This window comes from Prauserella marina, from assembly GCF_002240355.1.
GTDB lineage: Bacteria > Actinomycetota > Actinomycetes > Mycobacteriales > Pseudonocardiaceae > Prauserella_A > Prauserella_A marina.
In genome coordinates this window covers 37,079-50,078 of record NZ_CP016354.1, presented here as the reverse complement: position 1 = coordinate 50,078, position 13,000 = coordinate 37,079, and the positions used below count along the sequence as shown (strand labels likewise).

At 66.4% G+C, this 13,000-nt stretch carries 19 protein-coding genes; 13 read left to right on the top strand and 6 right to left on the bottom strand.

Annotated elements, in window-relative coordinates:
* Window positions 1-2 precede the first annotated feature (2 nt).
* Together BAY61_RS32230 and BAY61_RS32225 are read left to right on the top strand one after the other, a co-directional pair.
* A complete protein-coding gene (locus BAY61_RS32230; RefSeq protein ID WP_091810716.1) occupies window positions 3-182 on the top strand; it encodes a hypothetical protein in 180 nt (59 codons plus the stop codon).
* Window positions 182-1,159: an endonuclease domain-containing protein gene (locus BAY61_RS32225; protein ID WP_091810717.1), complete on the top strand. Its 978-nt coding sequence runs from the start codon at window positions 182-184 to the stop codon at window positions 1,157-1,159. The genes BAY61_RS32230 and BAY61_RS32225 overlap by 1 nt, the downstream gene beginning before the upstream one ends.
* A gap of 39 nt (window positions 1,160-1,198) precedes the next feature.
* Here BAY61_RS32225 and BAY61_RS32220 read toward each other — a convergent pair whose 3' ends face one another.
* On the bottom strand, window positions 1,199-1,543 hold the full coding sequence (locus tag BAY61_RS32220) for a hypothetical protein (RefSeq protein ID WP_094168544.1): 345 nt from the start codon (window positions 1,541-1,543) through the stop codon (window positions 1,199-1,201).
* 319 nt (window positions 1,544-1,862) lie between these two features.
* On the opposite strand from BAY61_RS32220, the gene BAY61_RS32215 reads away from it, so the two are divergent.
* Window positions 1,863-2,624, top strand: coding sequence for a hypothetical protein (locus BAY61_RS32215; RefSeq protein ID WP_091810719.1), 762 nt, complete (start codon window positions 1,863-1,865; stop codon window positions 2,622-2,624).
* Between the two features lie 43 nt (window positions 2,625-2,667).
* Here BAY61_RS32215 and BAY61_RS32210 read toward each other — a convergent pair whose 3' ends face one another.
* Window positions 2,668-3,396: a Scr1 family TA system antitoxin-like transcriptional regulator gene (locus BAY61_RS32210; RefSeq protein WP_091810720.1), complete on the bottom strand. Its 729-nt coding sequence runs from the start codon at window positions 3,394-3,396 to the stop codon at window positions 2,668-2,670.
* A 339-nt stretch (window positions 3,397-3,735) separates the two neighbouring features.
* On the opposite strand from BAY61_RS32210, the gene BAY61_RS32205 reads away from it, so the two are divergent.
* The 7 genes from BAY61_RS32205 to BAY61_RS32175 all read left to right on the top strand — a co-directional run bounded on the left by BAY61_RS32205 (window position 3,736) and on the right by BAY61_RS32175 (window position 8,174).
* Window positions 3,736-3,927, top strand: coding sequence for a DUF397 domain-containing protein (locus BAY61_RS32205; protein ID WP_420848887.1), 192 nt, complete (start codon window positions 3,736-3,738; stop codon window positions 3,925-3,927).
* A 283-nt stretch (window positions 3,928-4,210) separates the two neighbouring features.
* A complete protein-coding gene (locus BAY61_RS32200) occupies window positions 4,211-5,560 on the top strand; it encodes an SAM-dependent methyltransferase (protein ID WP_170140332.1) in 1,350 nt (449 codons plus the stop codon).
* Entirely contained in the window at window positions 5,512-5,748 is a 237-nt protein-coding gene (locus BAY61_RS32195; RefSeq protein WP_143021497.1) for a hypothetical protein, read from the top strand. Before BAY61_RS32200 ends, BAY61_RS32195 begins: the two co-directional genes overlap by 49 nt.
* 242 nt (window positions 5,749-5,990) lie before the next feature.
* Window positions 5,991-6,533 (top strand): hypothetical protein, encoded by a 543-nt coding sequence (locus BAY61_RS32190; protein WP_091810724.1) that lies wholly within the window; start codon window positions 5,991-5,993, stop codon window positions 6,531-6,533.
* A 94-nt stretch (window positions 6,534-6,627) separates the two neighbouring features.
* Window positions 6,628-6,849 carry a hypothetical protein gene (locus BAY61_RS32185; protein WP_091810725.1) on the top strand — a complete coding sequence of 74 codons (222 nt, stop codon included), beginning with the start codon at window positions 6,628-6,630 and terminating at the stop codon, window positions 6,847-6,849.
* A 31-nt stretch (window positions 6,850-6,880) separates the two neighbouring features.
* Window positions 6,881-7,399, top strand: a complete 519-nt coding sequence (locus tag BAY61_RS32180) for a hypothetical protein (RefSeq protein WP_091810726.1) — start codon at window positions 6,881-6,883, stop codon at window positions 7,397-7,399.
* A gap of 121 nt (window positions 7,400-7,520) precedes the next feature.
* Entirely contained in the window at window positions 7,521-8,174 is a 654-nt protein-coding gene (locus tag BAY61_RS32175; RefSeq protein WP_143021498.1) for a hypothetical protein, read from the top strand.
* Window positions 8,175-8,668: 494 nt separating this feature from the next.
* Here BAY61_RS32175 and BAY61_RS32170 read toward each other — a convergent pair whose 3' ends face one another.
* Both BAY61_RS32170 and BAY61_RS32165 read right to left on the bottom strand, forming a co-directional pair.
* Window positions 8,669-8,941, bottom strand: coding sequence for a hypothetical protein (locus BAY61_RS32170; protein WP_143021499.1), 273 nt, complete (start codon window positions 8,939-8,941; stop codon window positions 8,669-8,671).
* Window positions 8,942-8,976: 35 nt separating this feature from the next.
* Complete coding sequence (locus BAY61_RS32165) at window positions 8,977-9,249, bottom strand: hypothetical protein (protein ID WP_245866335.1); 273 nt, start codon at window positions 9,247-9,249, stop codon at window positions 8,977-8,979.
* A gap of 165 nt (window positions 9,250-9,414) precedes the next feature.
* Here BAY61_RS32165 and BAY61_RS32160 point away from each other — a divergent pair, with 165 nt between their 5' ends.
* Window positions 9,415-9,660: a hypothetical protein gene (locus tag BAY61_RS32160; protein ID WP_091810729.1), complete on the top strand. Its 246-nt coding sequence runs from the start codon at window positions 9,415-9,417 to the stop codon at window positions 9,658-9,660.
* 54 nt (window positions 9,661-9,714) lie between these two features.
* On the opposite strand, the gene BAY61_RS32155 is transcribed toward BAY61_RS32160, so the two are convergent.
* The gene (locus BAY61_RS32155; RefSeq protein ID WP_143021500.1) at window positions 9,715-10,602 is read right to left on the bottom strand and encodes a hypothetical protein; all 888 of its coding nucleotides are present in this window, start codon (window positions 10,600-10,602) and stop codon (window positions 9,715-9,717) included.
* A 454-nt stretch (window positions 10,603-11,056) separates the two neighbouring features.
* Here BAY61_RS32155 and BAY61_RS32150 point away from each other — a divergent pair, with 454 nt between their 5' ends.
* Complete coding sequence (locus tag BAY61_RS32150) at window positions 11,057-11,938, top strand: SAM-dependent methyltransferase (RefSeq protein ID WP_094168543.1); 882 nt, start codon at window positions 11,057-11,059, stop codon at window positions 11,936-11,938.
* Between the two features lie 37 nt (window positions 11,939-11,975).
* On the opposite strand, the gene BAY61_RS32145 is transcribed toward BAY61_RS32150, so the two are convergent.
* The gene (locus BAY61_RS32145) at window positions 11,976-12,386 is read right to left on the bottom strand and encodes a hypothetical protein (protein WP_143021469.1); all 411 of its coding nucleotides are present in this window, start codon (window positions 12,384-12,386) and stop codon (window positions 11,976-11,978) included.
* Window positions 12,387-12,577: 191 nt separating this feature from the next.
* Here BAY61_RS32145 and BAY61_RS32140 point away from each other — a divergent pair, with 191 nt between their 5' ends.
* A complete protein-coding gene (locus BAY61_RS32140) occupies window positions 12,578-12,988 on the top strand; it encodes a LexA family protein (protein ID WP_245866334.1) in 411 nt (136 codons plus the stop codon).
* Window positions 12,989-13,000 lie beyond the last annotated feature (12 nt).

Below are 13,000 nucleotides of genomic sequence, written 5' to 3'. Positions count from 1 at the left end.
CCATGTCCGACTCGATGGCGCCGCTGGGTGAGGCGTTGCGCAAGCTTGAACGCACTACCGTCTCGGTCAGCGCGAACATGGACCGGCTGCTCGGGCACTTCGACATCCCGGGCGTGACCGAGGAGGAGATCGACCGCGTGCTGGCCGCAGAAGCTGGCCGGGCTCCTCGACGGGACCGGTAGTGCCGCCCCACCGCCGGCGACGTCAGGCTCGTGGCATCGAGCAGTGGCCGCAGCAGCGGCGGGAGGCGCTGTTGTGGCGGTTGGCGCTCACCCTGGACTACGACGGGGTGGACGACTACGTCCGCGCCCGCGCCTCCCTGTCCTGTATGAACGAAGACTGGCAACCACCCGAGGGCCAGATGACGGCCGTGCTCGGCGACGACGGCCGCTACCACCTCGTCCGCGACGAGGTGGTGCTGTGCACCGAGGTCAGCTACAGCGAGCAGACTTACGCCGCGCTCGGCCCGATTCCCCGGGCGGAGCGCGCACTCGACAACGCTGCGCGCGAGGCACGCGGGAAAGAACTGGGCGCGCGGATCACCCAGCTCGAACAGCGGTTCGCGGCCCAAGACCGTGAACGCCACGGCGGGCGCGTCCCGCACGAGCGCCGATGCTCCTGGTGGACCGACGGAACGACCTATCGCTCGTCCGCCCCGAAAACAGTGTCCCCCAAGCAGCGGTTCGCTCCACTGGAACAACAGGTCTGGTGGGCTGTGCGTCTGCTGAACGACCCCGTCGACCCGAGTACCGTCCCGCCTTCTCGCCGGTGTGTGTTCGGCGGCGGCCGGAGTGTCTGGCCGCCCTACCTGTCGGGCGAGTCTCGGATGGGCAGGATCCGCCAGCAGCTGGTCGACCTCGCCGGACCGCTGTGCCACGCCTGCGGCCGGACCATCGGCGTCGTCGTCGATCACGACCACTTCACCGGACTGGTCCGCGGGTTGTTGTGCTGGGCCTGCAACACCTCGATCGACGAATGCCCGCATCTCGACGGCTGCCCCCGGGCGGACTACCTCAACGACCCGCCCGCGGGGCACCTGCGCGTGCGCTACCCGCTCGCGCATCGCGACCGGGAACACAACCGTGCGCGCATCGAGTACCTCGGCATCGACCCATTCCCCCCGACTCGGCCCTACCACCGCGGACAGCAGGGGCCCTGATACCGGTTGAATGCGCGACCCCGCCAATCTCCACCCCGGTTATCCGTGGGTCCGGCGAACCGGCTGCCGCTCCGCGCGGTCGCGGCGGGACGGGCCTCGACGACGGGCCAGGTCATCAGGGATGTAGTGGATCATCTCGCGATCGAACTGCCGGTCGCCGGTGACCAGCCGGTACCGGACCAGCAACAAGCCCCCGACATCAGTACGGGGGATCGACTCCAGCACCAACCCCGGCGCCTCGGCCGGCACGTCCATCCCGCCGCGGCGGTCCCCCTCCGGATGCGGCCCGATACCGAGCCGCAGCAAGGTGCCCACTTTGATCCACGCCGGACGCGGCGACTGATACACCGTGGCCGCCGACGGGCCTGACACAGCATCCTCCACACCCAGAATTAGAACACACGTTCGAAGATTTTTTGAGATGGTGCTGGTCAGGGGTTGTTCACCGACGCCGCACCAGCCCATCCGGGGAGACCGCATCGAAGCCTGGAACGTCGTCACCCCTAACCGAAATGCGTTCGAGTGATTGGGCGAGGTGTCGGTGGCGCTGGGGATTGCCGGTGTGCCTCCCGTCGAGGTGCCCCCGTCTCCGGCCGGTGCTGGATAGCCTGTGCGGATGGGTGAGGGCAGGCGGGACCGTGCGCTGAGCCGTCTTCGCTGGCTTCGGGATCGAACACCACCACCGGAATCGGATCCTGAACCGGTGACACTGGAAGCGAAGAACGCTGCTGAGGTTCGATCGCAGTCCGGCGAGATCCACCTGGAGAAATTTCTTCATGAGTCGCGCTATGGCACTGGGCTGGAGGTCATCACGGGTCCGGAGCGGCTGGAGGTGGATGCATGGCTGGGCCGGGTGATGGGGTGGACGACGCCGCGGCACGTCCTGACGGCGTTGGATGATCTGGTCGCGGGGCTCGACCTGGACAGCATCGTGCGGATCTGCCGCGAGGAGGGGTTGGACACGGTCGCCGAGACGCAGCGGGCCGGGGACGAGGACAAGTTCGTGTGGTTGTTCAGTGCCGATGACGGCCTGCTCGGCGTGGTCGAACTGCACGGCGAGCGCGATGAGTCTGCGCGGCCGTGGTCGCTGTCGCTCTACGGAAACTGGCTGGTGGATGATCTGTACTGGTGGGGTCGTGTCGGGGGCAGGTCGTATCAGTGCGATGCGTGGGGCGACGGCCGGAAAATCATGGCCGGTGGACCTCGGTGGCACCTCAGGAGCGCCTTCGGTAGCGGCGCTGGGAGTTTTCGCGTGACCCTGGCGCTGCTGCGCGCTATCGCGACCCCGATCACCCCATGGCAGTGGCCGGCGATCGGCGGCTGGATCGGCCCGGACACCCCACGCGGGATGAGCGGCACCTCTGCCGAAGACATCGCACACACGGCGCGCGCCCACACTCGCGAAGCCCTCGACGCACTGCCCCGGCACGTCTACGACGTCCTCGGACCCCGCCTCATGGACTAGGCCCGCCCCGACTGCCGCCGAAGCGGCCCTCGCACGGCAGGGACTAAGCGAGTTCGGCGATGCGGGCCCGGGATTCGGCGGGATCGCAGGCGAGGGCGCGGGTGGCATGGAATGCGTCGCGGTGCGCGGCAACCGTAGTGGCCTCGACGTTCTGGTCGATCATCACGCCTGGTCCGACACCCGTCTCGATCAGCATCGCACCCTTGTGCAGCCACACCGGGTCGAAGGTCCAGATCGTGACCGCGGACAGCAACGGGACGGGACCTGCGGTGTCGGGAACGACCTGCACGGTTGCCTGGGGTGTGTCGGCGAGCGTGAGCAGCGCGGCCAGCGCCTCACGGGGTTCCCTTCGCAATTCGGACAGGTGGCACACGATGGTGATCTCGACGTCGGTGCGGTCGGGGATGCGCTGCTGGGCGACCGCGGGCGGTACTCCCGGCGCGTAGATCTCGATGCCGGCCGCGGCATGATGCCACGCGGCTGCGGTGTCGGCGACGTCGGCCAGTTCGGGGCCGGTGACGTTGGGGTTGGTGTCGATGCGCGCCTTGACGATGTCGCGTAGTCGCAGGAGCAGTTCGGTGCGTTCCGGGACGCCGTACACCGTGGTCAGAGCCCGGATGTTGTCCTCCGAAGGCAGGTTCCGGCCGCGTTCGATATGTCCGAGCACGCCCCGGCTCAGACCAGCCCGGGCGGCGGGACCGACCTGGGTCATGTCTTGGTCTTCGCGTGCGATCAGCAGCGCGCGTGCGAGTAGACGCCTCGCTGCGCCCACGCTCGCGCTCACCCGACAGCCCTTTCCCAGGGTGCGGACACCCCAAAAGAGCCGCAGCTAGTTACACGCTACGAGGACGTAGCGTGTAACATTCGCCACGGCTGCGGTCGTTCAATCCCACGATCACTGTAGCCACCTACGGCACGACCCGCGCGGACACCCGCCCGTGAGAAACGGGCGACCCGACCCGCGCGGGTCGGGCCTCGGCAGTCGGAGGCCAGGCCGCCCTGGTCCTCAATGGGCGCCCCCTCCCCGGACGGCGGCCTGGCCTCCTCACACAGACATGGAGGACCAGTGACGCCACCCCACAACCCGTCCGGCTCTGACTCCGATCAGCCCCTGAACTGGCGGAAAAGCACCTACAGCGGCGGCGGCAACGACTGCGTCGAAATCGCCGACGTCCGCGGCGGCAGGCTCATTCGCGACTCGAAAAACCCGCACGCAGGGCACCTGGCCCTACCCGAAGCGGAATGGAAAGCACTCATGGCCGACGCTGCCCGCGGCACCCTGGATCTCCCGCGCACTCCCTAACCCCTCTTCCCCCACCGGCCCAGCAGTGGTCCCTCCACGGACCACTGACAGCCACTCCACTGACCTCGGGGAAGCCATGACCGAACCACCACATCACGGCCCCACCAACGGCGAAGTCCCCTATCGCCTCCCCGCGCGGAGACCCGCGCGGTCACGATGCTGGCCGGCGGCCTGCAACAGGTGCGAGACACCCTTACCGGGCCAACCTTTCTTCACATTTCCCGATCTTGACTACGCCCGTGCTGATCACGGGTGGCGGTGGGTCGACCCGAAGAAATTCATCATGCTGTGCCCGGCCTGCCCGGATCCCCCCGCGCGCACCGTCTCCTTCACCGACGACTACGTGGCGGTGACGACCGATGGACTGCTCGTGCGCGATCCGCGGACCCCGGACGGGGAACCGATCCGGCTCACCGACGCCACCCTGAACACCCTGCGCGAACTGACCCGCCTGGGACAGCTCGACCTGCCACAAGCCCGGCTGAGCTCGCTGATCGGCGCCCGCCTGCAACGCGTCGACCGGGCCCTGGCCGCCGCGCTGGAGGGCAACCTCGACCTCGAAAAAGCAGGCTACGAGGCGCTGAAAATATTGCTGGAGCCCATGATTCCCTCACTAACCACCATCATTAGTGACGGGCTCGCAGCACATCGCGAACACGGCAGCGCCGCGCTACGAGCCGCCTACGAACAGGTTCGCAACATCGTCGACACCGTGCTGGTGAGGAGCCCAACCATGAACAGCAGCCAGAGACATGACGGAGTGGCGCCACCAGCGCCCATCCAGGTCGACGCCGACCGGGCCAATCCCGCGCGGGTCTACGACTACCTCCTCGACGGCACACTCAACAACGCCGTCGACCGCGAATTCGCCAAAAAGCTCCCGCCCGAATTCCGGATCGGGGCACGCATGAACCGCGAATGGCTGCTGCTCGTGGTGAAACAAGCCCTCGACGCCGGTATCACCCAATTCCTCGACCTCGGCTCGGGCCTGCCCACCGGCACCTGCGTCCACGACATCGTCACCAACTCCGGCCACGACGGCCGCGTGCTCTACGTCGACTACGAACCCGTCGCACGCACCCACCTCCAAGAACGCATCGACAAAGACATGGTCGATTCCTGGTGCGGCGGCGTCCGCGCCGACCTCCGCGACCCGCAGTTTTTGTTCCGCATCCCCGAAGTTCGGAAGATCATCAACTGGAACGAACCCGTCTGCGTGCTCATGGTCGCCGTGCTCCACTTCGTCGGCGCCGAAACACACATCCCCACCCTGCTCCAGCACTACCGCGACCGCATGGCCCCCGGAAGCTGGCTCGCGATCACCCACGCCTCCCTCGACGACGACCCACACCGCGAACACGAATTCCGGCCCGGCCTGACCCGTTACCAAGCCAGCAGCAATCCCGTTTTCGAACGCTCCCGCGACGAAATCGAAAGCTGGTTCGACGGAATGCACCTCATCGACCCCGGCGTCGTCCACATCGCCGACTGGCCCGGAATCCCCCCGCCCCGACATTCGGCCCAGTACGCAGCATGGGCTGGTGCGGCATCGGCAAACAAACCCAACCCCGGAGGACCTAGGCCATGTCCACTGACCACGCCGACAACATGCTCGGGCCGCCGAGCGAGCTGAGCCACTTTCACGCCTCCGGCGACCAGATCGTGACCCTGCACCCGCACGAACTCACCGAAACCCTGGTCCGCGCCCTGCTGCACGAAGCCGAGCAAGGACGCATCACCATCCCCGCAGCAACATTCCTGGCCACCGAACAACACACCGAAGCCGAGATCACCTTCCGACGGATGAACAGCGCGCCCTAACCAACATTCGCAGCCCAGCACGCAAAGGACCGCGGCCCCAGCGCGGACAGCACGCAGGGGCCACGAATTATCGTGCCCGGTCGGGGGCGCGTCCGGGCACGCGTCGAGCAGCCGAGGCGTGTTCTCCGTCGGGTGGTCACGTGTAGGCCACTCCGGTGAACCCAGCGACACGTACCCGATTCTGTCGGTACCAGGTGACACGCTGCGACACCGGACACGTTCCCGAGATGAAAGGGTGTTGGATGGGCGAGCGCGAGGTCGCTGAGGAGTTTTTCAACCAGGACCATCCCCGGGCCAGCATCACCGACGACGCCACGATGCTGCTCAATCCCGGTCAGGTACTGGACAACATCGCCACGGCGATGGAACGTGTGGACCTCGACATCAGCGTCGAAGTGAGCATCGATGACGACGTCGCCCCGCTCACCGAGCTGCACGCGATGGTCGGCAACCTGATGATGGGACCCACCCTCGCGGTCCACGTGGTCAACACCGCGATGCGGATCATGTCCGCGCGCTACCCCGCCGACCTGGTCACCCGCCCCCTGCCCGCCGAGTACGACCTCCGCACGATCGTCGCCCTGCCCATCGAGGACGACCACCACGACATCGCCACGACCATCTTCAACCAACGCACCACCGCAACCGCGGACCTGACCGAGGACGACTTGTTCGACCTCTACGAACAACTCGACGTCCCCGCCCAGCTCCAGATCTTCATGGCGCTGTTTTTCATGTATGGCACCAAAATCGGCGCCATGAAACACCGCACCGGCATCCCGTGACCCGCACAGCAGGGCGGCCCCGGCGCGCTAGCCTGTGCATGACTGGGCGGGTTGTGCCTAGCACCCCACGAGGACACCTGCCACGATGAACCCCATGAGCACCGACCACAGCGACACCGACACCGTCACCGTGAACCTGGGCCCATGGGTCGCCGACGTCGACCGCTACGCCACCAGGGAGGGCCTGTCCCGGGAGGCCGCCGTGCTCGCGCTGATCCGCGACGCACTCACCACGCCACGCACGAACACCGTCACCGGCTCCGTCGGCGGCAATGTGGTGCAGGGCCGCGACATTCAGGGCGGCCTGTCCCTGTAGAACAGCGGACCCCGCATAAGGACATCGCATCATGACCATTCAGTTCCTCACCTTCGTTGTGCAGACCAGCCGCGTCGGATTCGACTACGACGTACCAACACTGGTCGTCTACACCGACGTCGCCGACGAAATTGATCACCTGCCCCTCGTGGAACAGCTCCTACAAGAAGACGACACCACCGTCACGCCGATCGCCCGCGGATACTCGCCACTAGCCCAGCACCGGCACGACGACATCCCCGACCATCGCCTCGCGCCGGTACCCGTATCCGCGGAATGGCTGCACGTCATGCGCGAGCAGTACGACCACCGGGCAAAGATCATGATGGTGCGAGACCCGATCCCCGCCAACACCAACACCGAGCCCAGCACCATGGCCACCGGCGCCGCCCCAGGAATCACACTGCCCGCCTGGCTGAACATCCTGTTCCCGCCCACCGACACACGCATCGCAGGCCGCGACGTCCCCGTCCAAAACGACATCCTCATGACAATCGCCACCCAGCCGCGCGCCTTCACCAGCGTCGAGGAATGGGCAAACCCCTCGTGACGAGGTAGCACCGGCCGACCTGTTCCCACAAGGTCGGCCGCCCTGGATGGTTCGCTCAGTCGACGGGTTTTCCGTCGGTGCAGGGTGGGGTACCGGCCACGACACCGGCATGATGCTCAGCGTGGACGACGAGCAGAATATGACACCGCCCGAGGTGGCACGGCGGATCGCGAGCATGTTCGATACCGCCCGGCACATCAGCGGGTGGGAAACCGCCGGCGAGCCCGGCGGACGCTGGGGACAGGCCAAAGTCTGCCGGATAAGACCGCACCGTGTGCTGCATGTGATCGGCGCCAGCGAGATGGCCGAGCGCCTGCGAGCCGAATACGCCGCCGGGACTGTCGCGGGCTGGTCCCTGCACCCCATGCCCGACACCCGCACACCACTGCACTACTACCGTGACGCGTTCCGCGCACTCGACGAGCGCGGTCATCTCACCGGCTACAAAAGCCTGGACCGGCACGGATTCGTATGGGCCGAGGAAGTCAGAGCATGCCCAGACGACGCCCTGCGCGCGGTAAACGGAGTCGGTCCCGGTCGACTGGACAGGATCCGCGCAGCCCTCGCAACCGACATCGCACCCATGGTTGAAGCATCGTCCACCATGGACACAGCGGCGACACCGGAAACGGCCACGCCCACGCACGAGGCCGATGTGACACACGCCCGCCAAGCCGCAAGCCGTCTCCGCGAGCGCGCCCAGAACCTACGTGACCGCGCCGACGAACTCGACGACACCGCCGAACTCCTGCTGCGCCTGGCCCACCGGGCCTAACCACGGTGCGCGGCCAGGATCTCCGGCCATACTCGACATCGGCACAGTCGGAGGTGTCATCTGCCCTGGCTACGTCTCATGCCGAAACGCGAGAAAGCCTCCAGGGAGACCCGGCAGCGACCCAGAATAGTGTGGCCCCCGCCTACACAGGAGGCCACACCATTCTGGAGAAAGAACCTGCCCACAGTAGGGCCTATCGCCACTCTGGTAAAGACTTCAGGGGAGGCGAACCGCCCGATGTGCGATGAGTTCGGCGCGGAGGCGCACCACGGGACACCATGGCTGCCCCCGGCATAGTGCTACTGGGCGCAGTCCGCCTTGTTCGTCGCACAGGCGATCGCGAACAACATCGGTCCGGCGGGTAGCTGCTGTGGCTGGAACACCTCGTCGGACGCGGTCGAACCCGACCACCAGAGCACAACCGGGTCCACGCCATCGAACGTCCCCCACAACCTCACCAGCCCACGACCGAGGAGGAAGAGCGAAACAAGGCTCTACCGGTGGTATTCCGGATCGTCGTCCTCGCGCACCTGGTGCAGTCGTTTCAGCTCGGCCGGTGCCACCTCACGCATCACCGCGATGCGCCGGCCCTCTTCCAGAACATGACGTGGCCAGGCGAAATCGTGATCATCTGTGTTCGCATACCCCGCCTCCCCGCCTCCGGCGGGTTCAGCCACCCACTCGAACATTTCGCCGTCGTCGAGGTCGATCAGGTCCGGATGCTCATTACCCACGCGGCGAGGATCGCACGCCTCCCCGACAACCACTGAGGACACGATCCGGGGTGTTTGCAAACGGGCTCTTACTGTTCCCGTTTCGACGCCGCTCTGCCGCCAAGATGTGGCTTCTTGTCCGGCCAGTGCGGTCTCAATGTCGCGAGGAATCGTTCGGGGTCGTTAATTAGTGCGGCCAGGCAGGCCACCACGAACGCGCGCATTTGCAGCCCGCGTTCGGCCAGTGTGGCCTGAGCGTCGCGCTTGAGGTCGGCCGGCGGCCGGACAGTCAGGGCGGGTTCACGATGCTCGCTGGGCATGACACCATCCTCGCATGGTGGCTTGCCACCGAACAGCACCATGCTAGCTATGCTAGCTCGCTGACCGCGGGCTTCGCCGATCCCCCGCGCCGGGGATCACGGTGAAGCGGGCCAGGGCGATGTCGGTGCGCCTCGGATGCCACTTCCGGTTCGCAGCCCGGCGTATCTGGTTGGTGTGCAATCTGAGCATGGTCATACAGTCGTGACATGAGCGCGGACATCCCCGATATCACCGACCCGATCGACGTGGCCCGGCTGGCTTTCAGCGCCGAGGACGGGGTGATCGAAGGTGATCTCACCTGGCAGTCCTACGTCGACACGGACGCCGACGGTTCCATCACCGTGGATGTCTACGCCGACCACGTCACGATGGATGATGGCCAGGGGCGCGGGTTCCGGTATCGCGTCGAATACCTCGGCGCGGCACCCACGTTCAGCGGGCACGAAGCCTGACCTCACCACACACCGGCCGGGTTCCACACACCGCGCTCGACACCAGCACCGGATCTACGTTCGGGGTGGCTTGCCGCCGAGGGTGTCGATCCATGGGCACCGATGGTGGTGGTAGTGCTGAGCCACCCATCCCAGCCGGGACGCGGTGGTGGCGGGGACGGGGACTCCCGCCGCCGCACGTATCGCTCCGGCGATCTCGTCCTGCCGTGGTGCCGTGTCCCGGCCCTCGCACGCGGCGAGCATCGCGGGAAGCAGGTCCACGAAAGCCTGCACGGCCGGGTAAGGCCGGTGGTAGGTGAGCGGCTGGCCGTGGTGGGTCAAGGCCGCGTTGATCGCCGCCCATAGTTCGATCGTTACGTAGCACCAGGAGCGAGCCTGCTTGATCGGCTCCGGAGCACCATCGCCGAGGATTCTGCGTAGCTCGCGGTGCAGATGTGCGCGGGAGGTCAGCCTCACGCCCCGGTGTTCGGCTGCGCTTTGGATCCGAGTCCACGGGATCGCCTGGAAACCCCAGCGTCCGCACACTTGCTCTTGCAGAGTCACCAGCAGCGGATCGTCCGCGCCGACCCACGTGGCGCCTGGGGCGGATTCTTCGTCGGGGCGCGGCGTTTCCGCCGCCGGGACGATCTCGACGTCACCGTTCTCACGCGAGATGATCACGTCGACGTCAGGCTCGCCGACACGCGGCGGGATGTCTTCGGGGAGATCGGCTGCCGCGGGAAGCCGGTGACCGCAGACCTCCTCGTCCAAGCGCGCGAGGACGGTGGTGATCTCGGTACGGGCGCGGTCGACGGCGGCCGCGATCTCGGCCCGGACGGAGTCGGACAGTCCGGCCTGTTCTTCGTAGGCGCGGCCGACCGCAACCGGAACCACGGCGGCGTGCGCGCGACCGTCACGGGTGAGGTAGGAAACCTTTCCCGCTTCGGCCGTCTTCAGCAGCATCGGTATCCACTTTGCTCCGACCTGCGTGACCGCCATCTCGCACGCAATCGTCACTGGGGCTGAATAATTCATAATGACGGGCATCATAATAGGAAATAACTGAATTTCTACGGTCGCGCGCTTTTTGGCCGATATGTAGGACGTGCAGTTTTCTCGCGTCGCAACCTCACCGGGACAGCGTAACCACGCCGCCGCAACGGCACCCTCGACGAGGAGGCGACCACATCTCGGATAAAAAAACAATTCCTATGACTCGCGAAAAGAATGATAGTGATGCCTGACCGTCGCCGGTCTGGTGTGGCCGCCAATGCGGCGCGACGTCGCACCCACGGGCCCGTTACGAGGGATAGGCCCACCCTCGACGGCTGGTGGCTGTTCGGTCTGCCAGTACTTTTTTCCGCGCCTGAGTACCTGGCAACAGATGTCTCGATAGGGTGGTGCGGCTTGGGACCCAATGCCGCTTCCAGTGAGGTACAGCGTGACATCTCCATACGACATCTCGCCGAGCGTTGTCCCGGTTGGCGTCGACCCCAACCGGGCCAGTATTGCCCGCGTCTACGACGCCGCCCTCGGTGGGAAAACGAACTACGCGGTCGACCGTGAAGTCCTCGACGCGGCAATGAGGGTTCACCCCGGGGTTGCCGAATTGGCGTGGGCCAACCGCAACTTCCTCACGCGCGTCATGCGGCATCTGGCCGGGCACGTCAAGATTCGCCAGTATCTTGACTGCGGATCGGGGCTGCCGACCGCGGAAAACACGCACCAGATCGCGCAGCGCTTCGACCGCAGCGCCTCGGTGGTCTACGTCGACAACGACCCCGTCGTGCTGGCCCACGGCCGCGCCCTGCTGGCCACCAACGACGCGACCCACATCCTCGACGCGAACATTTTCGAGCCCGACCAGGTGCTAAACCACGACCTCGTGACCACGCACCTGGATTTCGACGAGCCGATCGCGGTGCTGCTGCTGAGCGTGATGCACCATCACCTCGACACCGCCGAGTGCGCGCGCATCGTGCGCCGCTACGCCGACGCGCTGCCCGCCGACTCCTACCTGGCGCTGTCACACCTGATCGACCCGGAAACCCCGGGACTCACCCCCGTGGCCAAGGGCCTGGAACAGGTAGCGCTCAACAGCAAGATGGGCTCGGGCACCTTCCGCACACGCGCCGAGATCGAAACCCTGACCGCACTCGACGGGTACGACATGCTGCCTCCCGGGCCCGGCGAGGCACCCGCCGTGGTCGCCTGCGACCGCTGGTGGCCCGACGGGCCCGTCGAGCCGCTCACGCCGACACAGGAATGTTTCGCTGGAGTCGTCCTGCGCAAACGCTGACCGGATCCGGCGTCGCTGCTCGATCACTCGCGCAGGCTTATTCGTCGTCAGTGTTCGGGGCTACCAGCTCGATCACCACGTGGTCCGGGACGCCGAGCCTGTCGTAGGGAACGGCCCACCAGCCCGTGCAGTGCTCTCCGAGTACGGGGCTCTTCATCGGTGGCCAGTGGTAGGAGAGCACCTCGACCCAGCGCTGCCAGTGCTCACGTCCCTGCGGCGGCAGCAAATGCCCGCGTAGCGCTGCTGCCTCGACAGGCAGGTCATATCGCGGATCGATCTGCGGTGGAGGGATCATCCACGACGGCATCGGCAACCGATGCCGTTGCGCCAATCCCATTAACTCCGCGGCAACCTCTGCCGCTGCCTGTTGCTGGCGACGCGCCGCCACCAGCACCGGCACGTCGGTGTCGGAGCTGTCCCAGTACCGTGGCTCCCCAGTCGTTTCCATCCGGGCGAGCATACGGGCATCCACGCACCAGGCCGGGAGGTCTCCCGAGGGGCAGATTGCTTGTGTCGGATTGCCTCCCGGCAGACCCGGAGTTTGACCGCGCACGTCGGTCTGACCAGGCCGAATCTCACAAAGTCGGTCCGAAACCCGCGATCTAGTCGAACATATGTTTGACTCAGTTGGTGACGTGCGTGGATGTGATCGAGGTCGAGTGGCCGCCGATGGTGGCGGCGGGCTTTCCCTCGCCCGCGGAGGACTACTACACGGGCCCGGTCAGTCTGGACCGGAACTTGATCCGAAATCCGGCGTCAACGTTCGTGCTGCGGGTGTCTGGAGATTCCATGATCGAGGCGGGAATCAGTGATGGAGACGAGGTCCTGGTCGACCGAAGCCTCACACCCGGCGACGGGGATGTTGTGGTGGCGGTGCTGCACGACGAGTTCACCTTGAAACGGCTGCGGCTGCGACCGCCGCGGCTGGAACCCGCGAACCCGGAGTTCCCAGTGATCCCGGTACCGCGCGACGGGGAAGGGTTCGACGTGTGGGGCGTGGTCACGACCGTGATCCACCATTTGAAACCCGGCGGTGCCCGTGGCCGCTGACCAGCGCGTCGG

Bases quoted from the DNA above. Each gene is read 5' to 3' on its own strand.
- BAY61_RS32190 (WP_091810724.1), top strand. From the start codon at position 5,991: ATGGGCGAGCGCGAGGTCGCTGAGGAGTTTTTCAACCAGGACCATCCC.
- BAY61_RS32230 (WP_091810716.1), top strand. From the start codon at position 3: ATGTCCGACTCGATGGCGCCGCTGGGTGAGGCGTTGCGCAAGCTTGAA.
- BAY61_RS32185 (WP_091810725.1), top strand. From the start codon at position 6,628: ATGAGCACCGACCACAGCGACACCGACACCGTCACCGTGAACCTGGGC.
- BAY61_RS32155 (WP_143021500.1), bottom strand. From the start codon at position 10,602: ATGCTGCTGAAGACGGCCGAAGCGGGAAAGGTTTCCTACCTCACCCGT.
- BAY61_RS32200 (WP_170140332.1), top strand. From the start codon at position 4,211: ATGCTGTGCCCGGCCTGCCCGGATCCCCCCGCGCGCACCGTCTCCTTC.
- BAY61_RS32180 (WP_091810726.1), top strand. From the start codon at position 6,881: ATGACCATTCAGTTCCTCACCTTCGTTGTGCAGACCAGCCGCGTCGGA.
- BAY61_RS32150 (WP_094168543.1), top strand. From the start codon at position 11,057: ATGCCGCTTCCAGTGAGGTACAGCGTGACATCTCCATACGACATCTCG.
- BAY61_RS32195 (WP_143021497.1), top strand. From the start codon at position 5,512: ATGTCCACTGACCACGCCGACAACATGCTCGGGCCGCCGAGCGAGCTG.
- BAY61_RS32165 (WP_245866335.1), bottom strand. From the start codon at position 9,249: ATGGTGCTGTTCGGTGGCAAGCCACCATGCGAGGATGGTGTCATGCCC.
- BAY61_RS32145 (WP_143021469.1), bottom strand. From the start codon at position 12,386: ATGGAAACGACTGGGGAGCCACGGTACTGGGACAGCTCCGACACCGAC.
- BAY61_RS32160 (WP_091810729.1), top strand. From the start codon at position 9,415: ATGAGCGCGGACATCCCCGATATCACCGACCCGATCGACGTGGCCCGG.